The sequence below is a fragment of the Achromobacter sp. ISS7 genome (genome assembly GCF_056523125.1).
This window is the reverse complement of sequence record NZ_JAWRZD010000001.1, coordinates 5,898,333-5,923,501: the sequence shown is the minus strand read 5'-3', so window position 1 is coordinate 5,923,501 and position 25,169 is coordinate 5,898,333. Positions and strand designations below refer to the sequence as shown.

28 protein-coding genes are annotated in these 25,169 nt (G+C 70.7%); 18 read left to right on the top strand and 10 right to left on the bottom strand.

The genetic code is table 11. The features are described 5' to 3' along the window. Positions 1-73 precede the first annotated feature (73 nt). Entirely contained in the window at positions 74-2,161 is a 2,088-nt protein-coding gene (locus AC1HFW_RS26850) for a TonB-dependent receptor domain-containing protein (RefSeq protein ID WP_479286562.1), read from the bottom strand. A 79-nt stretch (positions 2,162-2,240) separates the two neighbouring features. On the opposite strand from AC1HFW_RS26850, the gene AC1HFW_RS26845 reads away from it, so the two are divergent. The 3 genes from AC1HFW_RS26845 to AC1HFW_RS26835 all read left to right on the top strand — a co-directional run bounded on the left by AC1HFW_RS26845 (position 2,241) and on the right by AC1HFW_RS26835 (position 3,703). Further along, complete coding sequence (locus AC1HFW_RS26845; RefSeq protein ID WP_006391018.1) at positions 2,241-2,456, top strand: SlyX family protein; 216 nt, start codon at positions 2,241-2,243, stop codon at positions 2,454-2,456. A gap of 319 nt (positions 2,457-2,775) precedes the next feature. Then, on the top strand, positions 2,776-3,135 hold the full coding sequence (locus AC1HFW_RS26840; RefSeq protein WP_479285806.1) for a DUF4148 domain-containing protein: 360 nt from the start codon (positions 2,776-2,778) through the stop codon (positions 3,133-3,135). A gap of 193 nt (positions 3,136-3,328) precedes the next feature. After that, positions 3,329-3,703 carry a hypothetical protein gene (locus tag AC1HFW_RS26835; RefSeq protein ID WP_006391020.1) on the top strand — a complete coding sequence of 125 codons (375 nt, stop codon included), beginning with the start codon at positions 3,329-3,331 and terminating at the stop codon, positions 3,701-3,703. 95 nt (positions 3,704-3,798) lie between these two features. Here the strand turns inward: AC1HFW_RS26835 and AC1HFW_RS26830 are convergent, their stop codons facing one another. After that, complete coding sequence (locus AC1HFW_RS26830) at positions 3,799-6,093, bottom strand: NADP-dependent malic enzyme (protein ID WP_006391021.1); 2,295 nt, start codon at positions 6,091-6,093, stop codon at positions 3,799-3,801. A 106-nt stretch (positions 6,094-6,199) separates the two neighbouring features. On the opposite strand from AC1HFW_RS26830, the gene AC1HFW_RS26825 reads away from it, so the two are divergent. From AC1HFW_RS26825 to AC1HFW_RS26815, 3 genes are all read left to right on the top strand, one after another. Beyond that, positions 6,200-7,162, top strand: coding sequence for a LysR substrate-binding domain-containing protein (locus AC1HFW_RS26825; RefSeq protein ID WP_116521910.1), 963 nt, complete (start codon positions 6,200-6,202; stop codon positions 7,160-7,162). Between the two features lie 24 nt (positions 7,163-7,186). Then, positions 7,187-7,984, top strand: a complete 798-nt coding sequence (locus AC1HFW_RS26820; RefSeq protein WP_061073528.1) for an AraC family transcriptional regulator — start codon at positions 7,187-7,189, stop codon at positions 7,982-7,984. 89 nt (positions 7,985-8,073) lie between these two features. After that, entirely contained in the window at positions 8,074-8,943 is an 870-nt protein-coding gene (locus tag AC1HFW_RS26815; protein WP_479285804.1) for a DMT family transporter, read from the top strand. On the opposite strand, the gene AC1HFW_RS26810 is transcribed toward AC1HFW_RS26815, so the two are convergent. After that, positions 8,940-9,410, bottom strand: a complete 471-nt coding sequence (locus tag AC1HFW_RS26810; protein WP_241069152.1) for a MarR family winged helix-turn-helix transcriptional regulator — start codon at positions 9,408-9,410, stop codon at positions 8,940-8,942. The genes AC1HFW_RS26815 and AC1HFW_RS26810 overlap by 4 nt on opposite strands. 181 nt (positions 9,411-9,591) lie before the next feature. Here AC1HFW_RS26810 and AC1HFW_RS26805 point away from each other — a divergent pair, with 181 nt between their 5' ends. Next, entirely contained in the window at positions 9,592-10,992 is a 1,401-nt protein-coding gene (locus AC1HFW_RS26805) for an MATE family efflux transporter (protein WP_479285803.1), read from the top strand. Between the two features lie 46 nt (positions 10,993-11,038). Here the strand turns inward: AC1HFW_RS26805 and AC1HFW_RS26800 are convergent, their stop codons facing one another. After that, positions 11,039-11,929, bottom strand: a complete 891-nt coding sequence (locus AC1HFW_RS26800; protein ID WP_479285802.1) for a LysR substrate-binding domain-containing protein — start codon at positions 11,927-11,929, stop codon at positions 11,039-11,041. A 123-nt stretch (positions 11,930-12,052) separates the two neighbouring features. On the opposite strand from AC1HFW_RS26800, the gene AC1HFW_RS26795 reads away from it, so the two are divergent. Then, positions 12,053-12,463, top strand: coding sequence for an SEL1-like repeat protein (locus tag AC1HFW_RS26795; RefSeq protein ID WP_006391028.1), 411 nt, complete (start codon positions 12,053-12,055; stop codon positions 12,461-12,463). Then, positions 12,460-13,230 (top strand): sulfite exporter TauE/SafE family protein, encoded by a 771-nt coding sequence (locus tag AC1HFW_RS26790; protein WP_241069149.1) that lies wholly within the window; start codon positions 12,460-12,462, stop codon positions 13,228-13,230. Before AC1HFW_RS26795 ends, AC1HFW_RS26790 begins: the two co-directional genes overlap by 4 nt. A gap of 10 nt (positions 13,231-13,240) precedes the next feature. Here the strand turns inward: AC1HFW_RS26790 and AC1HFW_RS26785 are convergent, their stop codons facing one another. From AC1HFW_RS26785 to AC1HFW_RS26775, 3 genes are all read right to left on the bottom strand, one after another. Beyond that, the gene (locus tag AC1HFW_RS26785) at positions 13,241-14,062 is read right to left on the bottom strand and encodes an SDR family oxidoreductase (RefSeq protein ID WP_006391030.1); all 822 of its coding nucleotides are present in this window, start codon (positions 14,060-14,062) and stop codon (positions 13,241-13,243) included. A 244-nt stretch (positions 14,063-14,306) separates the two neighbouring features. Continuing rightward, positions 14,307-14,462, bottom strand: a complete 156-nt coding sequence (locus AC1HFW_RS26780) for a hypothetical protein (RefSeq protein ID WP_162876342.1) — start codon at positions 14,460-14,462, stop codon at positions 14,307-14,309. Between the two features lie 144 nt (positions 14,463-14,606). Then, positions 14,607-15,494: a LysR family transcriptional regulator gene (locus tag AC1HFW_RS26775; protein WP_479285800.1), complete on the bottom strand. Its 888-nt coding sequence runs from the start codon at positions 15,492-15,494 to the stop codon at positions 14,607-14,609. 110 nt (positions 15,495-15,604) lie between these two features. Between AC1HFW_RS26775 and AC1HFW_RS26770 the strand changes: the two genes are divergently transcribed. Together AC1HFW_RS26770 and AC1HFW_RS26765 are read left to right on the top strand one after the other, a co-directional pair. Further along, positions 15,605-16,507, top strand: a complete 903-nt coding sequence (locus AC1HFW_RS26770) for an alpha/beta fold hydrolase (RefSeq protein WP_061073521.1) — start codon at positions 15,605-15,607, stop codon at positions 16,505-16,507. Between the two features lie 117 nt (positions 16,508-16,624). Further along, positions 16,625-16,957 (top strand): hypothetical protein, encoded by a 333-nt coding sequence (locus AC1HFW_RS26765; protein WP_479285798.1) that lies wholly within the window; start codon positions 16,625-16,627, stop codon positions 16,955-16,957. A 33-nt stretch (positions 16,958-16,990) separates the two neighbouring features. Here the strand turns inward: AC1HFW_RS26765 and AC1HFW_RS26760 are convergent, their stop codons facing one another. Both AC1HFW_RS26760 and AC1HFW_RS26755 read right to left on the bottom strand, forming a co-directional pair. Further along, complete coding sequence (locus AC1HFW_RS26760; RefSeq protein ID WP_479285796.1) at positions 16,991-17,527, bottom strand: GNAT family N-acetyltransferase; 537 nt, start codon at positions 17,525-17,527, stop codon at positions 16,991-16,993. A 7-nt stretch (positions 17,528-17,534) separates the two neighbouring features. Beyond that, positions 17,535-18,107 (bottom strand): helix-turn-helix domain-containing protein, encoded by a 573-nt coding sequence (locus tag AC1HFW_RS26755; RefSeq protein WP_006391036.1) that lies wholly within the window; start codon positions 18,105-18,107, stop codon positions 17,535-17,537. 120 nt (positions 18,108-18,227) lie between these two features. Between AC1HFW_RS26755 and AC1HFW_RS26750 the strand changes: the two genes are divergently transcribed. The 3 genes from AC1HFW_RS26750 to alkB all read left to right on the top strand — a co-directional run bounded on the left by AC1HFW_RS26750 (position 18,228) and on the right by alkB (position 21,182). Further along, positions 18,228-19,745, top strand: coding sequence for a phospholipase D family protein (locus AC1HFW_RS26750; RefSeq protein WP_479285795.1), 1,518 nt, complete (start codon positions 18,228-18,230; stop codon positions 19,743-19,745). Between the two features lie 80 nt (positions 19,746-19,825). Then, positions 19,826-20,521, top strand: coding sequence for a 2OG-Fe(II) oxygenase (locus AC1HFW_RS26745; protein WP_479285793.1), 696 nt, complete (start codon positions 19,826-19,828; stop codon positions 20,519-20,521). 1 nt (position 20,522) lies between these two features. Beyond that, positions 20,523-21,182: a DNA oxidative demethylase AlkB gene (gene alkB, locus AC1HFW_RS26740; RefSeq protein ID WP_238889332.1), complete on the top strand. Its 660-nt coding sequence runs from the start codon at positions 20,523-20,525 to the stop codon at positions 21,180-21,182. 30 nt (positions 21,183-21,212) lie between these two features. On the opposite strand, the gene AC1HFW_RS26735 is transcribed toward alkB, so the two are convergent. After that, positions 21,213-21,755: a carboxymuconolactone decarboxylase family protein gene (locus AC1HFW_RS26735; RefSeq protein WP_241073385.1), complete on the bottom strand. Its 543-nt coding sequence runs from the start codon at positions 21,753-21,755 to the stop codon at positions 21,213-21,215. A gap of 136 nt (positions 21,756-21,891) precedes the next feature. On the opposite strand from AC1HFW_RS26735, the gene AC1HFW_RS26730 reads away from it, so the two are divergent. The 4 genes from AC1HFW_RS26730 to AC1HFW_RS26715 all read left to right on the top strand — a co-directional run bounded on the left by AC1HFW_RS26730 (position 21,892) and on the right by AC1HFW_RS26715 (position 25,088). Then, positions 21,892-22,749, top strand: a complete 858-nt coding sequence (locus AC1HFW_RS26730; protein WP_479285791.1) for a cupin domain-containing protein — start codon at positions 21,892-21,894, stop codon at positions 22,747-22,749. 99 nt (positions 22,750-22,848) lie between these two features. Beyond that, positions 22,849-23,835 carry a formylglycine-generating enzyme family protein gene (locus tag AC1HFW_RS26725; RefSeq protein WP_479285790.1) on the top strand — a complete coding sequence of 329 codons (987 nt, stop codon included), beginning with the start codon at positions 22,849-22,851 and terminating at the stop codon, positions 23,833-23,835. 50 nt (positions 23,836-23,885) lie between these two features. Beyond that, positions 23,886-24,272 (top strand): VOC family protein, encoded by a 387-nt coding sequence (locus tag AC1HFW_RS26720; RefSeq protein WP_006391043.1) that lies wholly within the window; start codon positions 23,886-23,888, stop codon positions 24,270-24,272. Between the two features lie 6 nt (positions 24,273-24,278). After that, positions 24,279-25,088: an AraC family transcriptional regulator gene (locus tag AC1HFW_RS26715; protein WP_241068686.1), complete on the top strand. Its 810-nt coding sequence runs from the start codon at positions 24,279-24,281 to the stop codon at positions 25,086-25,088. Positions 25,089-25,169: the final 81 nt, after the last annotated feature.

Here is a 25,169-nt window from a genome sequence, read left to right as displayed (position 1 = left end):
ATCATTCTAACGTTCGGACCAGCGGCTCCCCCCGGATATCCGTCCTACATTGCGGCCTCGCCGCGATGCCGATTCAATAGCGATACGTAGCGCCCAACCCCACACCCAGGCCGCGCCCCGGCGCCGGTTCGTAGTAGCGGCCGTTGCTCTCGTTGACGATGACCGAACCGGCGTAGCGCCGGTCGAACAGGTTGTCGACGCGGGCGTAGGCGTTCAGCTCCCAATCGCCGATGCGGCTGATATAGCCCGCTGACAACGCGGCCACCACGTAGCCGGGCGCCGCGGCGGCATTGGCGTCGTCGGCGTAGAGCCGGCTCAGATAGCGGGCTTCGATGCCCGCCTGCCAGCCCTGCGGCGGCGCCCAGCCCAGGGCGGCGTAGGCCGACTGGCGCGCGATGCCCGGAATGCGGTGGCCGGCGCGGATGGCGCCGCCGGCGTCATCGCGATAGCGCGCATCCAGCCAGGTGTAGGCCAGTTGCGCGCGCCCGTGGCCGGCGAAGCCGGCCGACCAGCCCAGTTCGACGCCGTCGCGGCGCGTGCGCCCGGCGTTGCGGAAGGTGGCGCGCCCGCCCGTGCTGCCGGCCGACACGATCTCGTCGCGCGTCGAGACGCGGAACACGGCGGCCGTCAGCTGCCCGCCGGCCAGGTCCGTCTTCAGCCCGGCTTCGGCGTTGTCGCTGAGCGCGGGCGCCAGCCCGAAGTTCAAGCCCGGCAGGCCGCCCGGCCGGTACGACAGTTCATTGAGCGTGGGCGTTTCGAAGCCGCGGCCATAGGAGGCGTACAGGCTGGTGCGGGCATCGGGCTGGTAGCGCACCGCGGCCACCGGCAGCGCGCGGCGGTAGCGCGCATCGCCGCTGTCGTCGCCATTGCCGGGCGCGATGTAGTGGTCGCGCGAGCGGAACGCCACCGTGCTGTAGCGCAGGCCGGCATCGAGCGTCCAGCGCGGCGCCACGCGCCACGAGGCCTGCAGGTAGGGGTCGGCGTTGTAGACCGTGTTGGTCTCGTCGCGCCGCAAGGCGCCCTGCACGCCGAGCTGGCGGCTGGCGCCGTCGCCGGTGTAGTTCTGGTAGCCTTTGCGGGCCTCGCGCATCGTGTCGTACGAGAAGCCGCCGACGAGCGTCAGCGGCCGTTGCGTCGGCCCCAGTTCCGAAGTCCAGCGCAGGTCCGCGCCGCCATAGCGGCGGCGCAGGTCGATCACGCCGCCCGCCTGGGTCGGCGCCGCCTGCGCCGCGGGCGGGATGGCCTGGAACTGCGTGGTGTCGCGCTGGCCGTAGTACAGCATCAGGCGCAACGTGTTGGCGCCGTCGACGTGGCGCTCGTAGACCAGCCCGCCCTGGGTCTGGCGCACGGTCTTGCGGGTGTCGTACTGCGCGGCCAGGTCGGCGCTGCGCGGCGCGTCCTGGAATTGCGCGTAGGTCAGGCCGAGCGGATCCTGGGCCGTCAGGTCGACGCTGTTGGCCACGATCGTGAGCCGGCTCGCGTCGTCCAGCTGCACGCCCAGCTTGGCGTTGCCCAGGTTCTTGCGCGCCGCGCTGTGATCGCGGTAGCCGTCGGTGGTCATGCGCGACAGGTCCAGCACGTAGTCCATGCCGCCCGACGCGCCGGAGGCCTTGGCGCCATAGCGCCAGGTGTGGTCGCCGCCGGCCCAGGCCGAGGCGCCGATGGCGGATGGCACGGCGCCGTCTTCGGTGTAGGCCAGGATCACGCCGCCCGACGAGTTGCCGTACAGCGCGGAGTACGGCCCGCGCAGCACCTCGACCCGGTCGAGCGAGCCGATGTCGATGTTCGAGGTCTGCCCCTGCCCGTCGGGCATGGTCGCGGGAATGCCGTCCACGTACAGCCGCACCCCGCGCACGCCGAAGGTGGAACGCGCGCCGAAGCCGCGACTGGACAGTTGCAGGTCCTGGGCGTAGTTCTGCCGGTTCTGGATCTGCAAGCCCGGCACGCCGGCCAGGCCTTCGGACAGGTTGATGCCCGGCTGGCCGCGACGCATCGCGGCGCCCTCGACGATGTCCACCGAGGCGGGCGTTTCGAGCGGCGAGAGGCCGATGCGGGTGCCGCTGACCACCACCGGCGCCGTCTGCGGCGGCTGCGGTTCAGCCGCCATCGCCGCGACCGCCGGCGCCATGCCCAGCAGGCTGTGCAGGATAGGTCGGGCCATCGGGCCACGCCGGCGTCGTCGGTCGGTCATGCGGGGCTCCTTGCGCACGGGACTCGGGGGAATGGGTTCTAATACTCCCATGGAAAACTCGCAAGACATCGAACGCCGGCTGCTGGACCTGGAGGTCAAGGCCAGTTTCGCCGACGACCTGCTGGAACAGCTGAACCAGATCATCGTGCGCCAGCAGCAGCAGATCGACCGCCTGCAGCGCGAAGTGGCCGACCTGCGCCAGCAGGCGCCCGAGGGCGCGGCGCCGTTCCGCAGCCTGCGCGACGAACTGCCGCCGCACTACTGAGCGCCGAGCACGGTCCGGGACGGCCCGCGGCCGTCCCGCCTTCCCCCAAGGCCGCTGGCGCACCGCCCAGCCGTCCTGCCCTCCCGATCCCGCCAATTCCGCTGCCTTTTTCGCACAGGAAGGCCGGCTATCGTTGCCATTGATGGCGACTATTATCTAGAAATAACGCATTCTTTCCATTTATGGAAAAATCTTTTACCGATATACGGGTTTATCCCTAGTTCGATCGCGCGCACTATAGAGCCATCGGGAAACAACAACGAAACACGACGGATAGGCCGCCGCTTCGCTCCCCGGCTTCTGAACTCGGAGATTCACCATGAAAAAGACCCTTGCCACCGCCCTGCTGATGTCCCTGGCCGCCCTGAGCGCCGGCGCTTCCGCCTCGCAGAACATCGAACCCAACAACGTGCCCTTCCAGGGCGTCTACGGCACCCCCTACGAGGGCCCGACCCGCGCCCAGGTGCAGGCCGAACTGGCTGCCGCCAAGGCCGCCGGTCAGGTCTCGAACGTCGAACCCAACGACGTGCCGTTCCAGGGCGTGTACGGCGCGCCCCAATCCGGCGTGACGCGCGCCCAGGTGGAAGCCGACCTGGCCGCCGCCAAGGCCGCCGGCCAGGTCTCGAACGTCGAACCCAACGACATGCCGTTCTCGGGCGCGTACCACCGCGCCAACTGAGGCCGCGCTGACTGATTTACCCCTCCCCTTGTTGTACCTTGGCCGCCCCTGCCGGGCGGCTTTTTTTGCGTGCGCGCAAGCCTCGCGGCCACGCCGCGGGCGGATCGAGACAAGAAGCGGACGCTTCGCGTACCATCGGACCTGACGATCAATAGGCTGCCCGTGCAGCCCGACAACAACGAGGGAGTCCGCAATGAAAACCATCCGTCTCATCGCTTTCGCGCTCGCCGCCGGCATCACCGCCGGTCCGGCCCTGGCGGCGCCCGCCGTCATGCTGAACAACGCCCTCATCACGCAGATCTCCAAGGCCGACAAGCCGGCGTTCCACCAGGCGGTCGCGAACGCGCTGAACAACACCGCCGATGGCCAGAGCGTCACCTGGTCGAGCACGCCCAAGCGCAAGGCCGCGCCGATCACCGCCAAGATCACGCCGCTGCAGACCAGCACGTCGGGCGACCGCACCTGCCGCCTGCTGGAAGGCGATTTCGCGCGCACCAGCACCACCGAAACCTGGAAGTTCTGGTTCTGCAAGCAGCCCGACGGCACCTGGAAGGCCAGCGCCAACTAAGCTCCGCGCCCGCCGCGCCGGCGCCATGAAAAACGCCCGCTTCATCATGCGATGAAGCGGGCGTTTTGCCGTGCGGCCCCGTGGGACCGCGCCGGTCAGGCTTCGACGCGGTTGGCGTCAAGCACCGTCAGGGCCGTCATGTTGATGATGCGGCGCACGGTCGAGCTGGAGGTCAGGATGTGCACCGGCGCGTTGGCGCCCAGCAGGATCGGGCCGACCGCCACGTTGCCGCCCGCCGCCGTCTTGAGCAGGTTGTAGGCGATGTTGCCGGCGTCCACGTTCGGGCACACCAGCAGGTTGGCCTCGCCCTTGAGCGTCGAGGACGGCAGGATGCGCAGGCGCAGCGCCTCGTCCAGCGCGCAGTCGCCGTGCATCTCGCCGTCGATCTCCAGTTCCGGCGCGGCTTCGCGCACCAGCTCCAGTGCGCGGCGCATCTTGGCGCCGGAGGCCGAGCTGCCCGAGCCGAAGTTCGAGCGCGACAGCAGCGCCACCTTCGGCGCCAGGAACATGCGGCCCACTTCGCGGGCGGCGGCGATGGTGAACTCGGCGATCTGCTCGGCGCTCGGCTCGTCGTTGACGTGCGTGTCCACCAGCACCACCGTGCGCTCGTTGAGCAGCAGGATGTTCATGGCGGCGTAGACGTTGGCGCCGGGGCGGCGGCCGATCACTTCATCGACGAAGCGCAGGTGGTCGTGATAGGCGCCAACCGTGCCGCAGACCATGCCGTCGGCGTCGCCCAGGTGCACCATCATCGCGCCGATCAGCGTCAGGCGGCGGCGCATTTCGACGCGCGCCATTTCCTTGGTGATGCCGCGGCGGCACATCAGTTCCCAGTAGGTGGTCCAGTACTGGTGGAAGCGCTCGTCGTATTCCGGGTTGGTGACTTCGACGTCCTCGCCCAGGCGCAGGCGCAGGCCGAACTTCTCGATGCGCGACAGCAGCACGGCGGGACGGCCCACCAGGATCGGGCGCGCCACGCCTTCGTCGACGATGACCTGCACGGCGCGCAGCACGCGTTCGTCTTCGCCCTCGGTGAAGACGATGCGCGATTTCCCGCCGTTGCGCACGATGCGCTTGGCGGCCGAAAACAGCGGCTTCATGAAGGCGCCGGAGTGGTACACGAACTGCTGCAGCTGCTCTTCGTAGGCTTCCAAGTCGGCCAGCGGACGCGTGGCCACGCCGCCTTCCATGGCGGCCTTGGCCACCGCCGGCGCGATGCGCACGATCAGGCGCGGATCGAACGGCTTGGGAATCAGGTATTCGGGGCCGAACGAGATGTCGTAGGTGCCGTAGGCGGCCGCCACCACTTCGTTCTGCTCTTCCTCGGCCAGCTCGGCGATGGCGTACACCGCCGCCTTTTCCATCTCGCGGGTGATGGTCGTGGCGCCCACGTCCAGCGCGCCGCGGAAGATGTACGGGAAGCACAGCACGTTGTTGACCTGGTTCGGGTAGTCCGAACGGCCGGTCGCCATGACGACGTCGTCGCGCACGCCGTGCGCCACTTCCGGCAGGATTTCCGGCGTGGGGTTGGCCAGCGCCAGGATCAGCGGACGCGGACCCATCTTGGCCACCATCTCGGGCTTAAGCACGCCGCCGGCCGACAGGCCCAGGAACACGTCCGCGCCGTCGATCACTTCGGCCAGCTTGCGGGCATCTGTCTTCTGCGTGAAGCGCGCCTTGTCCGGATCCATCAGCACGGTGCGGCCTTCGTAGACCACGCCTTCGATGTCGGTGACCCAGATGTTTTCCAGCGGCAGGCCCAGGTCCACCATCAGGTCCAGGCAGGCCAGCGCGGCCGCGCCGGCGCCGGACGTGACGACCTTGACCTTGTCGATCTGCTTGCCGACGACCTTCAGGCCGTTGATGAAAGCGGCCGAAACGGTGATGGCGGTGCCGTGCTGGTCGTCATGGAAGACGGGGATCTTCATGCGTTCGCGCAGCTTGCGCTCGACGGTGAAGCATTCCGGCGCCTTGATGTCTTCGAGGTTGATGCCACCGAAAGTGGGCTCCAGGCCGGCGATGATCTCGACCAGCTTGTCCGGGTCGGTCTCGTTGATCTCGATGTCGAACACGTCCAGGCCGGCGAACTTCTTGAACAGCACCGCCTTGCCTTCCATCACCGGCTTGGAGGCCAGCGCGCCGATGTTGCCCAGGCCCAGCACCGCGGTGCCGTTGGAGATCACGCCAACCAGGTTGCCGCGGCCGGTGTAGCGGAACACGTTGGCCGGATCCGTCACGATTTCTTCGCAGGCCGCCGCCACGCCGGGCGAGTACGCCAGGGCCAGGTCACGCTGGTTGGTGAGCGGCTTGGACGCCACGACGGAGATCTTTCCCGGGGTGGGAAACTCGTGGTAGTCCAGAGCGGCCTGGCGGTCTGCTTGCGAATTCATGGGGCGGCGCCTCCTAGTCTTGAATAGGGAAAATTCTAGGGCCGCAGGCATAAGGTGTTCATTCAGATTTAATATTGTCACATTACTTTTTTCTTATGACTTGTCTATGACGCCGTTTTCCCCGGACGAGGTCATCCGCAAACTGACCTCGCGGCTGAAGATGCGCCACCTGATGCTGCTGCTGCAGATCGAGCAGCACGGCTCGCTGACGCGGGTGGCCGAGCACATGGCCACCAGCCAGCCCGCCGTGACCAACGCGCTGGCCGAACTCGAGAGCATGTTCGACGTGCCGCTGTTCGAGCGTTCGGTGCGCGGCATGACGCCCACGCCGCTGGGCGCGGTGGTGCTGGCGCGGGCCCGCGCGCTGGTCCACGACCTGGGCCACCTGGTGCAGGAAATGGAGGCCGTGGCCGCCGGCCACGCCGCCCACTTGCACATCGGGGTGATTCCGTTCGTCTCGGGGCAGATGCTGTCGGCCGCCATCGCCCGCACCATGCCGCAGGGGCGCGGCATCACCGCCACCATCCACGAGGGCCAGGGCCCCGCGCTGCTGCGGCAGCTGCGCGACCACACGCTGGACGTGGTGGTGGGCTGGGCCACGCCGTCGGTGGACCTGGGCCAGATCGACTTCGAGGTGCTGTACCACCAGCCGCCGCGCCTGATCGCCAGCCGCCGGCTGGCGGCGCGGCTGGGCCGCACGCGGCTGGAATGGAACATGCTGGCCGACCTGGACTGGATCCTGGGCACGCCGGACAGCCCGATCCGCGAACAGGTGGCCGACATCTTCCTGCGCGCCGGGCTGGCGCCGCCGACGCCTTCGGTGCAAAGCGATTCGTCCAAGCTGATCGGCGAGATGATCGTCGCCAGCGACCGCGCCGTGTCGATCCTGCCGGCCGACATCGCCGACGAGCTGGTGCGCATCGCCGGCGCGGCGATCGTGCCGTATTCTTTCGACTGGACCTTGCCGCCGATCTCGCTGTTCACCCGCGCCGACGGCCTGCGCCGCAATGTCGACGCCCTGTTCGCGGCGGCGCTGCGCGAGGTCTTCAGCCGCGGCGGGCGGGCCTGACCCCGCCCCACCAGGAGCCATGCCATGCATGCCAGCCAGTTCGTCATGTCGCGCAGCGCCCTTGCCGGCGTGCAGGCCGTGGCCGCGCGCAGCGGGCGGGCCTTCGCGCGGCACACGCACGACCAGTACGGCATCGGCGTGATCCGCCAGGGCGCGCAGGTCTCGCACAGCGGCCGCGGCCAGGTCGAGGCCGGACCGGGCCACGTCATCACCGTCAACCCCGGCGAGGTGCATGACGGCGCGCCCATCGGCGGCGAACGCGCCTGGCAGATGCTGTACCTGGATCCCGCGGTGGTGGCCGGCGCGGCCGACGCGCTGCCGGCCGCCGGCGGCTTCGAATTCACGCATCCGGTGATGGACGCCCCGGCGCTGGCGGCGGACCTGCTGGCGCTGTACGCGCTGGCCGTGGCGGGCGGCGACGCGCTGGCGCGCGACGTGCTGCTGGCGCGGGTGCTGGCGCGCGCCGGCGGCCTGGCGCGGCGCGAGCCGGCCGGCGGCGGCGCGCCCGCCGTCATTCGCCACGCCCTCGCCCTGATCGACGACGCGCCCGCCGCCGCGCTGACCCTGGCGGACCTGGCCCAGGCCGCCGGCCTGAGCCGCTTCCAGGTGCTGCGCGGCTTCAGCCGCGCCACCGGCATGACGCCCCATGCCTACCAGGTGCAGCGGCGCCTGCTGCTGGCGCGCCGCCTGCTGCGCCAGGGCATGGCGCTGGCCGACGCGGCCGCCGCCGCCGGCTTTGCCGACCAGAGCCACATGACCCGGCTGTTCACGCGCGCCTACGGCGTGTCGCCCGGCCGCTACGCGCAGGCCGCCGCCGGCTGAATCCGCGCCGCGCAATTTCGTTCAAGACCGCGGCTCCCGTCCGCGCCTACGCTGCGGCCTTCCCGTTCATCGCCGCGAGCCGTCTCCTCATGAATCGCACCCTGCAAGGCTATTGCTGCCTGGCCGCCGCCATGGCGCTGGTCGGCAGCACCGTCGTCGCCAGCAAGATCATCGCGGCCGGCCTGCCGCCGTTCAGCGCCACCGCCCTGCGTTTCGCCCTGGCGCTACCCTGCTTCGCCCTGCTGTGGCGGTTGGCCGGCGCGCGCCTGCCGCGCCTGGCCTGGCGCGACTGGCTGCTGCTGGCGGCGCAGGCCATCGCCGGCAGCGTCGGCTACACCACGCTGCTGATCGCCGGCCTGCAACGCACGTCGGCCGTGGACGGCGGCGTGATCCTGGGCACCCTGCCGCTGGTGTCGGCCGGCATCGCCATCGCCCTGCTGGGCGAGCGGCCCGGCAAGGCGACGCTGCTGGCCATCGTGGTGGCGGCGGCCGGCGTCTGGCTGATGACCCGCAGCGGCGTGGCGCAGGGTGGCGGCACGTTGTCGGGCAACGCGCTGGTGCTGGGCGCGGTGCTGTGCGAGGGCTTGTTCATCCTGCTGCACAAGCGGCTGCGCGTGCCGGTGCCGCCGCTGGCGCTGTCGACGCTGATGGTCGCCATCGGCCTGGCGGTGTGCCTGCCGGCGGCCCTGGCCGAAGCGCCGTGGACACAGCCGGTGCCGCTGGACGCGCTGCTCGCCGTGGCGTACTACGCGTTGATCCCGACCGTGGGCGGCTTCGTGCTGTGGTACGCCGGCGCGGAGCGCGTCAGCGGTTCGGACGCCGCGCTGTTCACCGCGATCGCGCCGGTCTCGGCCGTCCTGCTGGCCGCGCTGCTGCTGGGCGAAGCGCTGTCGGCCAGCCAGCTGACGGGCATGGCCTGCGTGCTGGGCGCGGTGCTGGTGCTGGGCCGCGCGCGCTAGCCGCGGCTGAACGCCAGCGCGAATTCGTCGGAGAAGATGTCCGCCAGGGAGATCCGCAAGGCGGCGGCCCGCTCCGCGCCGTAGGCGGCCTCGAAGCGGCGCTGCGCATCTTTCCACAGGCGCCTGGATTCGGCCAGCTTGTCGCGGCCGGCCTCGGTCAGCGCCACGCGGCGGCTGCGGCCGTCGCGCTCGTCGCGCGCCATGTGGACGTAGCCATCGCGCTCGAGCGGCTTGAGGTTGTGGGCCAGCGCGGAACGATCCAGCACCATGGCGCGCGCCAGGTCCGTCATGGACGGCGAACCGGCGCGGGCGATGTGCACCAGGATCGAGTGCTGCGACACCTTCAGGCCGCAGGGCGCGAGCACTGTGTCGTACAACTGCGAGACGCGCCGGGTCGCCTTGCGCAGCGCGGCGCCGTTGCAGATCAGCGGGTCCTGGGGAATGGAGGAGGAATCGGCGTCGGGCATGATGGCTTCGGACGGCAGAGGAAAAAGGTACGCAACGGCGGCGCGCGCCGGGCCTGCCAGGAAAGAGGCCCCGGGCAAGCCCATAACGCTACTGCCGCGCCGGATTCGAGTCTAGCGCAATCTTGACAGATATTGGCATATGCACGTAAATTTCGCGGACTCCCCCTCCGGCCGTTCCGCCATGTCCGCCTCTTCCGCGCCCCGCCCCGCCAACGCCCGCCTGCAGGCCATGCTGCACGCGCCGATCGCCCCCACGCTGGCCCGGTTGGCGTGGCCCAATATCCTGATGATGCTGGCGCAGTCGGCCACCGGCCTGATCGAGACCTGGTTCCTGGCGCGGCTGGGCACGCCGGTGCTGGCCGGCGTGGCGCTGGTGGTGCCGGTGCTGATGCTGATGCAAAACATGTCGCAGGGCGCCATGGGCGGCGGCATCTCCGCCGCGGTGGCGCGCACGCTGGGCGCGGGCCGGCAGCAGGAAGCCGACCAGCTGGTGCTGCACGCGGTGGTGCTGAACGCCGCGCTGGGCCTGCTGTTCTGCGTGCTGCTGCTGGCCTTCGGGCCGCTGCTGTACCGCGCGCTCGGCGCCGAGGGCGCCGCGCTGGAGGCGGCGCTGGCCTATTCCAACGTCATCTTCGGCGGCATCGTGCTGATGTGGCTGATGAACGCATTCGCCAGCGTCATCCGCGGCACCGGCAACATGCTGGTGCCCGGCGCGGTGATCTGCGGCGGCGCGCTGCTGCTGGTGCCGCTGTCGCCGTGCCTGATCTTCGGCTGGGGCCCGTTCCCGGCGCTGGGCGTGGCCGGCGGCGGCTGGGCGCTGGTCACCTACTACGCCGTCGGCACGCTGGTGCTGGGCGGCTATTGCCTGAGCGGCCGCAACGCCGCGCGCCTGACCCGCTGCCGCCTGCACCTGAGCCTGATGCGCAACATCCTCAGCGTCGGCGCGCTGGCCACGCTCAACCCGCTGCTCACCAACGGCCTGGTGGCGCTGACGGCGGCGCTGGTGGGCGCCTATGCCGGCACCGCCGCGGTGGCCGGCTACGGCATCGCGGTGCGGCTGGAATACCTGATGATGCCGCTGGCGTTCGGCCTGGGCGCGCCGATGGTGGCGATGGTCGGATCCAACATCGGCGCGGGCCAGCCGGAACGCGCCCTGCGCGTGGCGCTCACGGGCGGCGCGATGGCGTTCGCGCTGGCCGAGGCGCTCGGCCTGGCGGCGGCGCTGTTTCCCGAAGTCTGGCTGCGCCTGTTCGGCGCCGAGGACCACATGCTCGAAGCCGGCAGCGCCTATCTGCGCATCGTCGGCCCGGTGTACGGTTTCTTCGCGCTGGGATTCTCGATGTACTTCGCCTCGCAGGGCGCGGGACGCCTGAAATGGCCGCTGTGGGCCGGCTTCCTGCGCCTGGCGGTGGGCGCGGGCATCGGCGGCGTGGCGCTGCGCCTGAGCGGATCGCTGACGCTGTTCTTCCTGATCGCCGCGGCCGCCATGTGCCTATATGGCCTGATCATCCTGACCGCGGTGGCGTCGGGGTCATGGTTCGAGCGGGGCCACCTGCGCAAGCCCGGCCTGGCGCAACGCTGAACGGGCGCCGGGCCGGTCCATATCGACGGCCCCACGCGCGGGCCTGCTAGGCCTTGGGCGCATCGCGCAGCGCGTACGCCACCAGCTGCTGCGCATAGGCCGGCAGCTCGCCGCGCACGCACAGCACCAGGTCGCGCACGGCCCAGTCGTCGACCAGCGCGACCCGCCGCACGCCGACGCCGCGGCCGTAGCGCACGGCCGCCACCTTGGGCATGATCGCGATGCCCACGCCCTGCCCCACCATGCGGCAGACGGCGTCGAAGCTGCGCAGGCGCACCCGGTACGACAGCGCCTTGCCGCTGCGGCGCGCATGGTGCGCGATGTGCTCCTGCAATGCGCTGCCTTCCACCAGCCCCACGAACTCCTCGTCCGCCACGTCGGCCAGCAGCGCCGTCTCGCGGCCCGCCAGCCGATGGCCCGGCGGCAGCACCAGCGCCAGCGGATCATGGCGAAAGCGCAGCACCTGCAGCCCGTGCAGGTCGGTGGAATCGGCCAGCACGCCGATATCGCAGGTGCCGGCGCGCAAGGCGTCGGCGATTTCGTAGCTGAGGCGTTCTTCCAGGTCGACCGAGACGCGCGGATGGTCCTTGAGGAATTCGCCCAGCACCTGCGGCAGGTACTCGCTGAGCGCGGTGGTGTTGCACAGCACCCGCACGTGGCCCTTGAGCCCCTGGCCGTAGTGGTCCAGCTCGCCGCGCATGCGGTCCATCTGCGCCAGCACCAGCCGCGCGTGATGCGCCAGCGTGCGGCCGGCCGGCGTGGCCTGCACGCCGCGGTGCTCGCGCAGCAGCAGCGACACGCCCAGCGTTTCTTCCATGCCGCGGATGCGTTCGCTGGCGGACGCCAGCGTCATGTGCGAACGACGGGCGCCCGCCGTGATGGAGCCGGTTTCCTGCACGTTGAGGAAGAGCCGCAGATCGGTCAGGTCGAAGCGCATGCGAAAAGCGTAGCACGCCAGACTCAGGCTGTTCCATAGGCAGACTCAGCAAGATCCCGATATGGCTTTGCGACGCGCCGCGCGCAGAATCTGGCCGTAGACCTTCCATGACGGGGAATATCCATGAACCAATCCATCACGCGGCGCATGGCCGTGGCCTGGCCGGCCGCCCTGCTGATCGCCCTGGCGCTGCATTCCTCAGGCCGCGCCGAAGCCAACAACGGCCTGTCGGCCTATGCCACGCCGGTGCAGAAATACGCCCTGGCGCTGGAAGCCCAGACGCAGGGCGACTATCCCGCCATGCTGACGTGGCTGCGGGCGGCGGCGCGCGAAGGCCATGCGCCGGCCCAGCGCATGCTCGGCATCGCCCTGCTCGGCGGTCCGGCGCTGTATGGCGCCGGCCAGCCCGCCGATCTGTGCGAAGGCCGCCTATGGCTGCTGCGCGCCGCCAGCCAGGGCGGCGCCGACGACGTCGCCTATGCGCTGTTCGGCCGGCCGCGCGATCCGCTCACCGCGCATTGCGAGGCCGCATGAACCTGCCCGAACTGTCCGGCATCGCCACCCCGGCGTTGCTGATGGCGACCGCCGCCGTGTTCGTCCTGGCCGGCGTGGTCAAAGGCGTGGTGGGGCTGGGCCTGCCGACCATTTCCATGGCCATGCTGGCGCTGGTGATGGCGCCGGCCCAGGCCGCCGCCTTGCTGATCGTGCCGTCGCTCATCACCAACCTGTGGCAGGCACGGCCGTGGCCGACCCTGATGCGGGTGCTGCGCCGCATCGGCGCGATGCAAGTCGGCGTGTGCGTGGGCACCATCGGCGGCGCGCTGTGGCTGGGCGCGCCCGCCGGCCACTGGGCCAGCGTGTGCCTGGGCATTGCGCTGGTGGCCTACGCGGCCTGGGGCCTGTTCGGCAAGCCGCCCGTGGTGCCGGCGCGCCACGAAGGCGCGCTGGGCGCGGCGGTGGGCGTGGTCACCGGCGTCATCACCGCGGCCACCGGCGTTTTCGTGATTCCCGCCGTGCCGTACCTGCAGGCGCTGAACCTGGGCAAGGACGGGTTGATCCAGGCCATGGGCATTTCGTTCACGGTTTCGACCGTCGCGCTGGCGGCGGGCCTGTGGTTGAACGGCAGCTACAGCCCGGGCGCGGCCGGCGCGTCGGTGCTGATGCTGCTGCCGGCGCTGGCCGGCATGGCGCTGGGGCAATGGTTGCGCGACCGCCTTTCGCCGCGCGCCTTCAAGCAGTGCTTCATGGTGAGCCTGGCGCTGCTGGGCGCCTACCAGGTGGCGCAAGGCCTGGCCGGGTAGGCGCCGCCCCTCAGGCCGCCATGCGGCGCTCGTCGACGAAGCCGATCGACACCGACATCTCGCGCCAGCGCGCCAGCTCCTGCTGCACCGACTGGATCTTGCCGCGCGCCTGGTCGAAGGCGTCGCGGCCGAGGAACAGGTGCAGCGGCGCATACTGCCCGTCGGCCGCCTGGATCAGCGCGCGCGCCGCCTTGGCCGGATCGCCGGCGGCGGGATGCCCCGCCGCCACAGCCTGCCCCGCCTCGGGATGGCCGCCGGCCTCGTCGGCCCCCGCCCGCATCGCGCCGGGATACACCAGCGACACCCGCACGCCATGCGGCGCGGCTTCCAGCGCCAGCGCCTCGGTCAGGCCGCTGACCGCGAACTTGGCGGCGCTGTAGGCGCCCCAGCCGGCGCGGCCGCCGTCGAAACCGAGGATCGACGAAATATTGAACACATGCCCCGCGCGCTGGGCGCGCAGGCGCGGCATCACCGCGCGCACCACGTTCAGCACGCCGAAGACGTTGATATCGAAGCTGCCGCGCAACGCATCGTCGGACAGCGTTTCGAGCGGCCCGGACAGGCCGTGGCCCGCGTGGTTGACCACCACGTCGATACGGCCGAACGCGGCGATGGCGGTGTCGACCGCGCGGCGCACGTTGCCTTCATCGGCCAGGTTCACTTCCAGCGGCAGGAAGCGGCCTTCGAGCTTGGCGCCGACCGCGTCCATCAATACATCCACGTCGTCCGCCGTGGCCGCGACGTGGCATCCCTGATCGAGCAGCATCCTGACCAGCGCCAGACCCAGGCCGCCCTCGGCGCCTGTGACAAACCAGATTTTCTCGGTGCTCATGCGATCTCCCTCTGCTTGCAGCCGCCGGCAACACGCCGGCGACCCGCCGTCGTCCATGGATTCACGCGGAAACCATCGACCCCGGGCGTGAGAGGGATATTAAGAATCGCGTGGTGGAGCGTACAGGCTCGTTCTTGCGTGAAACCTGCCTATTTCTACAGGCTTGCCGAACGGAGCCGTCCCGCTCGCCCGGCGGGACGCGGCCGCTGCAGGCGGCGTCCCGGCGCGGGAATTGCCCTGTGCCTCAGCCCAGCGCGCTGCGGTAGTGCTCGCTATCGAAGCGCGGCGAGGTGTCGGCGGACGGCGCCTCGGCCGGGGCGGCGGCCACGGGCGCGGCGGCGGCGTCGACGCCGAAGAGGGAAAGTTCAGCGGTGACCAATGCAAGCAGGAAATTTGCCATGATGATTCCTTAGATTCAAATGCCCGGACCGGCGGCGGCTGCGTCGGTCTTATATAAGACATGGGCACCATCGTGCGGGACGCGGCGCCACGCGTCCATTTGGTTTACTCAATCACGGCGATTGAAATAATCCAAGCCCGCCGCTCAGCGCGCGAACCGGCGCCGCTGGCCGGTGTCCCGCACGGCCGCGACCAGGGCCCGCACCGCGGGCTCCGTCGAACGCGCGAAGGCATAGAAGCGGGCGTTCGGCAGCGCCGGCATGCCGTCCTCGCGCGAAAGCGCTCGCAAGCCCTGGCGCAACTGGCTGCGCGCCACCGGCGCCACGGCGAAACCCGCCTGCGCCGCGGCCAGGCAGCCGGCCATGCTGGCGCTTTCGAACGCCGGCAGCCAGGCGCGCCGCGCCTTGCCCAGCGCCGCGATCGCGGCCTCGCGGTAGACGCAGGGATCGGGGAACACCGCCAGCGGCACGCGCTCGCCCGGCTTCCAGGGCTTGTCCTCGCCCCAGGCCCATACCAGTTCCTCTTCCCACAGCAGCTCGCCGTCATCCTGCACGCGGGCGCAGCGCTTGCCGAACACCACGTCGAGCTTGCCGCGCTCCTGCTGGCGCAGCAGGTCGGCCGTGACGCCCACCTTCAATTCGATCGAGGCGCCGGGATGCGCGCGGTGAAACGCCTGCAGCACTTCGGCCAGCCAGGCGCCGGCGAAGTCTTCCGAGGAGCCGATGCGCAGCCGTCCCTTGATCCCCGCGCCGCTCAGGCGGGCGCGGGCCTCGCGTTCCAGGTCGACGATGTTGCGCGCGTAGGCGTAGAGCGTCTCGCCCGCCGCGGTCAGCTCGAAGCTGCGGGTGGTGCGTTCCAGCAGCACGGCGCCGGCCGTCGATTCCAGGCGCTTGATATGGCCGCTGACCGCCGAGGGCGTCAGGGCCAGGGCGTCCGCGGCCAGCGCGAAGCCGCCATGGTCCACGACCTCCAGGAAGGTGCGCAGCAGGGTCAGGTCCAGCACCGCGCCGGCGGGCGCCGCAGGGGTGTCCATGGGCGATTCCTCAATACATGATTCATTGATAATAACTTCACATTATTCACCAATCGTGATTTCCGGCGCCGCTATCGTGGCCTTTCCCGATACCGCAAGGACGCACGACCATGACCGCCTACGCCACCCTCCGCACGCCCCGGCTGGAGATCGCCTATCTCGAATGGAACCCCGGCGGCGAGCGCGCCGCCGTGCTGCTGCACGGCTGGCCCGACAGCCCCGAATGCTGGCGCCCGGTGGCGCAGCGCCTGGCGGCCGAAGGCTACCGCGTGCTGTGCCCGGCGCTGCGCGGCTTCGGCCCGACCCGCTTCCTGGACGCGGCGACGCCGCGCAGCGGCGAGCTGGCGGCGCTGGGCCGCGACCTGCTGGACTTCATCGCCGCGCTCGGCCTGCGCCGGCCGCTGCTGGTCGGCCACGACTGGGGCGCGCGCGCCGCCGCCAACGCCTGCGGCCTGCAACCCGGCGTGGCCTCGCACCTGGCGCTGCTGTCGGTCGGCTACGGCACCAACGATCCCGCGCAGGCGCTGTCGCTGCCGCAGGCGCGCAACTACTGGTACCACTGGTTCATGGCCACGCCGCGCGGCGCGGCGGCCCTGCGCGAGGACGCCCGCGGCTTCACCCGCTACCTGTGGGACACCTGGTCGCCGCCCGGCTGGTACCTGCCGGACGACTTCGCCGAGGCCGCGCGCGCCTTCGACAACCCCGACTGGCCCGCCGTCGTGCTGCATTCGTACCGCCAGCGCTGGGGCTTCGAGGCCGGCGACCCGGCCTACGCGGACGACAGCGCGCGGCTCACGCCCGCCCCGCGGCTGGCGCTGCCGACCCTGGTGCTGCACGGCGGCGCGGACAGCTGCAACCTGCCCGCCACGTCCGAAGGTCGCGAAGCGTATTTCACCGGCGGCTATGAGCGGCGGGTGCTGGAAGGGGTCGGCCATTTTCCGCAGCGCGAAGCGCCGCAGGCGGTGGCCGCGGCGCTGCTGAAATTCCACGCGGACTGGCCCGCCGCGGACTGACGCGCAGGCGCGGCGCCCGGCAGGAAAACGGGGAATGGCGGATAATCGCGGTATTTCCCGCCGCCATCGCGGCGGCTTCTTGCGGGCGTTCGCGCCCGGCAGCATTCGGAGTCAGCTATGTATCGCGGCATTGAGGCGATCGAACACTTCATGGTATCCATCGGCCTGACCTGGCAGCCCGGCCACACCCAGAGCGCCGAACTGCGCGCCAGCTACCGCATCGGCAACACCCGTCCGCTGGGCATCGACTGCACCCTGGTGGAATTCCACTGCGACAGCAAGCGCCCCAAGGTCTGGGTGCCCGAGTTCTCGCGCACCAGCTTCCACCAGTGGTTCGAAGTGCCGTTCCAGGATTTCGAATTCACCCCGGGCGGCTCGATGCTGAAGATCAAGGCCGCCGCGCGCGGCAACGCCCCGCCCTACAGCGTGGGCCTGAAGCCGCTCGCCTGAGCGGCCTGGCCCGCCCGGCGGCCGCCGGGCCGGCTACAGCGGCTTGTACATGATGGTCGTGCCATCCAGCCGGTTCGGATCGCGCGCATCCCGGGCAAATCCCGGAATCACCCCCACCGTGCGGTAACCCAGCGAGGTATACAGCGGCTCGGCGTCGTCGCCGGTGCGCGTATCCAGCGTGATCAGGCTGCGGCCGGCCGTCACGGCCGCGGCCTCCGCGGCCTGCATCAGTTCGCGGGCGATGCCGCGGCGACGGAAATCGGGGTGCACCAGCAGCTTGCGGATCTCGGCGCGGTGCGGCTGGTTGGGCGGCGTATCGCAGTCCAGCTGGACCGCCCCGGCGACCCGCCCCTCCCGCATCGCCACCAGCAGCACCAGCCCGCCGCTTTCGAGCGGCGGCAGCACCTTGTCGAGCCAGAACGCGCGCGCCGCCTCGGGGCCGAAGGGCAGCACGAAACTGACGCTGGCGCCATCCTGGACGCAGGCGTGCAGCAGTTCGCCCAGGCCGGGCAGCAGGGCGTGGGCCTCATCGGCGGTGACGGCGGTCAATGCAAGGGTATCGGTGGACATGGTGGACTCAGACGATGAACAACAGGTAGCGGGCGCCGCTGTGCGGCGGGGTATCGAACGCGCTCGCGCCATAGAGCTGGTAGCGCAGGCAATCGCCCGGCCCGAGCACATGGGCCTGGCCGTCGACGCGGATGGACAGTTCGCCTTCCAGCATCACCAGGTGATGTTCCAGCCCGGCGCGCGGCGACTGTTCGTAATCGATATGGGCGCCGGCGGGCAGCTCGCAGGCCAGCACTTCGCCGGCCAGCTTCTGCGACGGCGGCGACACCGAGCGGCGCCGGAAGCCCGTCGCGCCATCGACCCACACGGCCTGCGCGGCGGCCGCCACCCGCGGCGCGAAGTCGTCCTCGACCATGCGCATCAGGCGCGACATGGTCATGCCATAGGCGCCGCACAGCTTGCCGAGCACGCTGGCGGTGGGGCTGACCTCGGCGTTTTCCAGGCGTGACAGCGTGGCGCGGCTGATGCCGGCGCGCGACGCGAGTTCGTCCAGCGACCAACCGCGCTCGGCGCGCAAGGCCTTCAGGCGGCCGGCCAGGCGCTGGTCCAGGTCGATATCGGGAGCGGGTGAATTTTCCATATCAGGGAATTTATCTCAAATATGGAAACCATTCAATCACCCATGCGACGCGCGCGGCGCGCCCCGGCCCGACGACAATTCGGCACAATACGGTGTATGCACACAGCCCGATTCGTTTCCATGACCGTCCTCTGCCTAGGCATCCTGACGGGCTGCAGCCTGCCGCCCCTGGAATCGCGCGGCGCCTCGCAGGCGCTGGCGCCCGACGAGGCCCGCGACACGGCGCTGGGCCGCGCCATCGCGCCGCTGGCGGCGCGGCACCCGGGCAAGTCGGGCATCCACCCGCTGTCCGACGCGCACGACGCCTTCGCCGCGCGCATGATGCTGGTGCGCGCCGCCCAGCGCAGCCTGGATGTGCAGTACTACATCTGGCACGACGACATGACCGGCACCATGCTGCTGGAGGCGCTGCACGCGGCGGCCGACCGCGGCGTGCGCGTGCGGCTGCTGCTGGACGACAACGGCACCGCCGGGCTGGACACGGTGCTGGCGGCGCTGGACGCGCATCCGAACATCGAGGTGCGCCTGTACAACCCGTTCGTGGTGCGCTGGCCCAAGCCGATCGGCTACCTGACCGACTTTCGCCGCCTGAACCGGCGCATGCACAACAAGTCGCTCACCGCCGACAACCAGGCCACCATCGTCGGCGGCCGCAACATCGGCGACGAATACTTCGGCGCGACCAACGGCGTGCTGTTCTCGGACCTGGACGTGCTGGCGGTGGGCGCCGTGGTGCCGGACGTCTCGGCGGACTTCGACCGCTACTGGGCCAGCCAGTCGGCCTATCCGGTGGCCGGGCTGCTCAAGCCCGCCGGCCCCGATGAACTGGCCGCGCTGGAACGCAAGGCCGGCGCCGTCGAGCGCTCGCCCGAGGCCGCCGCCTACGCCGAGGCGATGCGCGAGTTGCCGTTCATCCAGCAACTGCTGCGCGGCGAACTGGCGCTGGAGTGGGCCGATACGCGCATGGTCAGCGACGATCCGCGCAAGACGCTGGGCACCGCGCCGCCCGAGGCCATGCTGCCGCACCAGCTGCACGACATCGTCGGCACGCCCACGACCGACCTGGAACTGGTCTCGCCCTACTTCGTGCCCACCACCAGCGGCACCGAGGCCTTCGCGCGCATGGCGCAGGGCGGGGTCAAGGTGCGGGTGCTGACCAACGCGCTGGAGGCCACCGACGTGGCCGTGGTGCATTCGGGCTACGCCTCGCGCCGCCACGACCTGCTGGCCGCCGGCGTCGAGCTGTTCGAGATGAAGCGCCAGGCGGGCGCGGAGCGCAACAAGAGCCTGGGACCGTTCGGCAGCTCCGGTTCCAGCCTGCACGCCAAGACCTTCGCGGTGGACGGACGCAGCGTGTTCGTCGGCTCGTTCAATTTCGATCCGCGCTCGGCGCGGCTGAACACCGAACTGGGCTTCGTGATCGACAGCCCCACCCTGGCGCGCCATATCGCCGACGCCTTCGAGCACGACATCCCGCGCAATGCCTATCGCGTTTGCCTGGACGACAAGGGCAGGCTGTATTGGCTGGAACAGCGCGACGGCCGCACCCTCCGCCACGACACCGAACCGGGCACCACCGCCTGGCAGCGCTTTTCGATCTGGTTCGTGTCGTTGCTGCCGATCGAGTCGCTGTTGTAGGCGGCGGCAACATACGGAGTTCGGCGCCGTCCCGATGGCGCTAGACTGGAGGCTATCGCTTCTCCCACGCATCGCACCGCATGAGCAAGCTGGACACCCTGGACTGGACCCGCATCGCCGCCGACCTGGACGCGCGCGGCCACGCCGTGGCCGCCGGCCTGCTGACGCCGGCGCAATGCGAGGCGCTGGCCGCCGGCTATGACGACGACCACCGCTACCGCAGCCGCATCGTCATGAGCCGCCACGGTTTCGGCCGCGGCGAATACAAGTATTTCGCCTATCCGCTGCCGCGCCTGCTGCACAACCTGCGCACCGCGCTGTATCCGCGCCTGGCGCCGATCGCCAACCGCTGGAACCGGCAGATGGGCATCGCGGTGGATTACCCCGATGCGCATGCCGACTTCCTGGCCCGCTGCCACCAGGCCGGCCAGCGCCGGCCGACGCCGCTGATCCTGCGCTACGGGCCGGGCGACTACAACTGCCTGCACCAGGACCTGTATGGCGAACACGTGTTCCCGCTGCAGGTCGCCGTGCTGCTGTCGCGGCCGGACCAGGACTTCACCGGCGGCGAGTTCGTCATGACCGAGACCGACAGCGCCGGGCAGCGCGCCGAAGTGCTGCCGCTGCGCCAGGGCGACGCGCTGGTCTTCACCGTCAACCAGCGCCCGGTCGCCGGCGTGCGCGGCTGGCGCCGCGTGGCCATGCGCCATGGCGTCAGCGCGCTGCGCGATGGCCGCCGCCACACGCTCGGCGTGATCTTCCACGACGCGAGCTGACATGGGAACCAGCCTGAACCTGTTCAACGACGAGGAAACCGCGCAGACCGGCCGCGAGCGCATCGGCGCGCAGTCGGTGGTGCTACGCGGCTTTGCGCTGCCGGCGGCGCGGGCCTTGCTGGCCGGCGTGGACGCGGTGCGCCAGGCGGCGCCCTTTCGCCACATGGTCACGCCCGGCGGGCTGCCCATGTCGGTGGCGCTGACCAATTGCGGCGACTATGGCTGGACCAGCGACGAGCGCGGCTACCGCTACACCCGCGACGACCCGCGCTCGGGGTTGCCGTGGCCGGCGATGCCGGAAGCCTTCGACACCCTGGCGCGCGAGGCCGCGCTGGCGGCGGACTTTCCCGGCTTCGCGCCGGATGCCTGCCTGGTCAACCGCTACCAGCCCGGCTCGCGCCTGTCGCTGCACCAGGACAAGGACGAGCGCGACTACTCGGCGCCCATCGTCTCGGTATCGCTGGGCATGCCGGCGGTGTTCCTGTTCGGCGGCCACGAACGCGGCGACAAGGCGGTGCACGTGCCGCTGTTCCATGGCGACGTGGTGGTGTGGGGCGGCGTCGACCGGCTGCGCTATCACGGCGTGCTGCCGCTGAAGGACCGCCCGCACCCCACGCTGGGCAGCGTGCGGATCAACTTCACCATCCGCAAGGCGGGCTGAGGCGGCCTGCGCCGCCCCGTCCGCGCGCGCTCAGGCGGCGCGCAAGGCCACCCTGGGGAAGTCCACCGGCACGTCGAAGGCGACGTTGACGTAGTTGGTGAACAGGTTCAGGGCCACGTGCGCCAGCAGCTCCACGATCTGGCCGTCGTCGAAACCGGCCTGGCGCAAGGCGGCCACATCGGCATCGCCCACCTGGCCGCGATCGCGCACCAGCTTGAGCGCGAACGCCAGCGCCGCGGCGGTGCGCGGATCGTCGGCGCGGCCGGCCTGCGCCGCGGCCATTTCCTCGGCGCTGGCGCCGGCCTTGCGGCCCAGCGCGGTATGCGCGGCCAGGCAGTACTCGCAGCGGTTGCTGTCGGCCACGGCCACGGCGATCTTTTCGCCCAGCTGCGCCGACAGGCTGCCACCGCCCAGGGCGCCGAACGCGGCCCACATGCTGCCCAGCGCCGCGGGCGAATTGGCCACCGCGCGGAACATGTTGGGGGTGGCGCCGAACGCGCCGTGGATCTGGCGCAGCAGGTCCTGGCTGGCGGCAGGGGCGGACGCGGTGTCGAGAAGGGGAACGCGGGACATGATGGTTTCCTTTGAATGAAGGGAAGTGGGTGGGGCACCAGTGCAAAGGGCCGGCGCCTGGCACCCAGTATTCCCCTTCCCGCTGTACCATTGGATACTCAACGTCCACCAAACATATCCATTCGTCCAAACCATCATGGCGCCTCCCGTCGATCGCCTGTCCTCCCTGCTGGAGCAGTTCCGCGCCCGCGCCCGGCTGTTCCACAGCGGCGCCATGTGCGGCCTGACCCGGTTTCCGCCGGAAACCGGCCGGGGCTTCCTGCACGTGCTGCGGCGCGGCCGCATGGAGGTGCGCCATCCGCCGGGCAGCGGCCTGCCAAGGCGGCTGGAACTGGCCGAGCCAACGCTGCTGTTCTATCCGCGGCCGGTGCGGCACGACTTCCACAACCCGCCACGGGACGGTTCGGACTTCACCTGCGCCACGCTGGACTTCGACGGCGGCGCGCGCAATCCGCTGGTGCGCGCGCTGCCGCCGCTGATCGCCCTGCCGCTGGCGCGGGTCGACGGACTGGCGCAAGCGCTGGCGCTGCTGTTCGCCGAGACCGAATCGGTGCGCTGCGGCCAGCGCCTGCTGGCCGACAAGCTGTTCGAGGTGGTGCTGATCCAGCTGTTGCGCTGGCTCATCGACCATCCCGAACAGGCCGGCATCCAGGCGGGGCTGATGACCGGCCTGGCCGACCCGCGTCTGGCGCGCGCGCTGGTCGCCATGCACCAGGCGCCGGGCTCGCCCTGGAGCCTGGCCGCGCTGGCGGCCGAAGCCGGCATGTCGCGCAGCGCCTTCGCCGCCGCATTCCACGAGGCCGTCGGCCAGCCGCCGGCCGACTACCTGGCGGACTGGCGCCTGGCGCTGGCCCAGGCGCGGCTGCGCGAAGGCCGGCCGGTCAAGTCGATCGCGGCCGAGCTGGGCTATGCCAACGCCTCGGCGCTGTCGCGCGCCTTCAGCCGCAAGCTGGGCGCCTCGCCCCGCGCCTGGCTGGAACAGCCGGCCGCTTGACGCGGCCGGCCGGGGCCCGCCATGCGGGTTCCCCAGAACTGGCGGCGGCCGCGCGGCGGCCCTACTATCGGGCACCCTTGCGCCCTTACCAGGAATTCCATGCGCCTCGCCCTCGCCCTGCTGTATTCGCTGGCCAGCCTGTCCGCCATGGCCGCCGAGCCGCCGGCGCCGATCGAGAATTCGCTGGGCATGGTGTTCGTGCCGTTGCCGGCGGGCAGCTTCCAGATGGGCAGCGACGAGACGCCCGAAGCGCTGGCGCGCGACTATCCGCAATACCCGAAGGAACGCTTCGCGCAGCTGTTCGACGAGGCGCCGGTGCATACGGTGCGCATCACCCGGCCCTTCCTGATGGCGCGCACGGAAGTCACCGTGGGCCAGTTCCGGCGCTTCCTCGAGGCCTCGGGCTACGTGCCGGAATCGGAAGCGGACGGCACCGGCGGCTATGGCTACAACGCCGCCTATGATCCGGACGCCAGCGAACGCGGCGACGCCTTCGAGGGGCGCGACCGCCGCTATTCGTGGCGCAATCCCGGCTTCGCCCAGACCGATGCGCATCCGGTGGTCAACGTCAGCTGGAACGATGCCACCGCCATGGCGCGCTGGCTCAGCCGCGAGGAAGGCCGCGTCTACCGCCTGCCCACCGAGGCCGAATGGGAATACGCGGCCCGCGCCGGCGGCCGCGGCCGCTACCAGAACGGCGACGATCCGGCCGCCTTGCCGGACGTGGCCAACACCTTCGACGCCGACGCCGCGCCGTTGTGGCCGAAATGGCATGCGTTCGCCGCCGCGCGGCGCGACGGCCATGTTTTCACCGCGCCGGTCGCCAGCTACGCGCCGAACGCGTTCGGGCTCCATGACATGCACGGCAACGCCTGGGAATGGGTGTCCGACTGGTATGGCGAGGACTACTACGCCCATTCACCCCAGGATGATCCGCAGGGCCCCGCCAGCGGCAACGTCAAAGTGCGGCGCGGCGGCTCCTGGCACACCTGGGCGCTGTACGTGCGCTCGGCCTACCGCAACTGGAATACGGTGGAAACGCGCTATCCGCTGGTCGGATTCCGGCTGCTGCGCGAAGTGGATTAACGTAGACCGGTTAGCATAGCCGCAAGCAAAACTTTCAAAAGAGTCCCGACATGCATTCGCTGGGCCGTCTCGTCCTGCTCGTCAACGATTACGACACCGCCATCGCCTTCTACCAGGACAAGCTGGGGATGGAGGTATTCGTCGACATGGCCGTGGGGCAGCAACGCTATGTGCACCTGCGCCTGCCCGAGCAACCGTCGGTGGGCGTCTGGCTGCTGCAGGCGCAGACCCAGGCCCAGCGCGACCGCGTCGGCGACCAGACCGGCGGCCAGCCGGTGGGCGTGTTCTACACCGACGACGTCGCGCGCGACCACGCCCGCTTCGCCGGGCGCGGCGTGCGCTTCACCCGGGAGCCGGTGGACGACGGCAACACGGTGTACGCGCACTTCATCGACCTGTACGGCAACGAGTTCGTGCTGGTGCAGATCCGGCCGTAGGCAGCCATGTCCGCCCGCCCCGCCTCCCGCGACTGGATCGTGCGCCGCGCGCCGGCCGACCGGTTCGAGCGCATCGAGGCGTATTTCGGCGGCCGCGGCTACGGCCTGCATCGCCACGACACCTACGCCATCGGCTGCACCCTGGCGGGCGTGCAGAGCTTCCACTATCGCCGCGGCCTGCGGCACAGCCTGCCGGGCGGCGTGCTGGTGCTGCATCCCGACGAGGCGCACGACGGCCAGGCCGGCACCGACGCCGGCTTCCACTACCGCATGGCCTATGTGCAGCCCGCGCTGATCCAGCGCATCCTGGGCGGCCGCCCGCTGCCCTTCATCCGCGACGGCATCTCCAGCGACCCGCGGCTGGGCGCCGCCTGCGCCGCGCTGTTGCGCAACGACGAGGACGACGCCGATCCGCTACGGGAAGACGATGCGCTCTACGACCTGACGCTGGCGCTGTGCGCCGCGGCCGGGCAGGCGCCCGCCCCCCGCCTGCCCGACTACGCCGCCGGCGAACGCGCCCGCCAGTACATCCACGACACCCACGGCATGGCGGTGTCGCTGGACGACCTGGAACGCGCCGCCGGCATCGACCGCTGGCGCCTGTCGCGCGATTTCCGCGCGCTGTATGGCACCAGCCCGTACCGTTACGCGCTGCTGCGCCGGCTCGACCTGGCGCGGCGCCTGATCGCCGCGGGGCGGCCACTGGCAGACGCCGCGGCCGAGGCCGGCTTCACCGACCAGAGCCACATGACACGGCGCCACGCCCAGGCGTTCGGCATGACGCCGGCGCACTGGCGCGGCACCCTGCGGCGCTGACGCGCGCCGCACAAACGTACAAGACGGGCGGCGCGCGCGCCCCTAAGCTGGGGCCTTCCATCTTCCGCCGAGGAGCCCCGC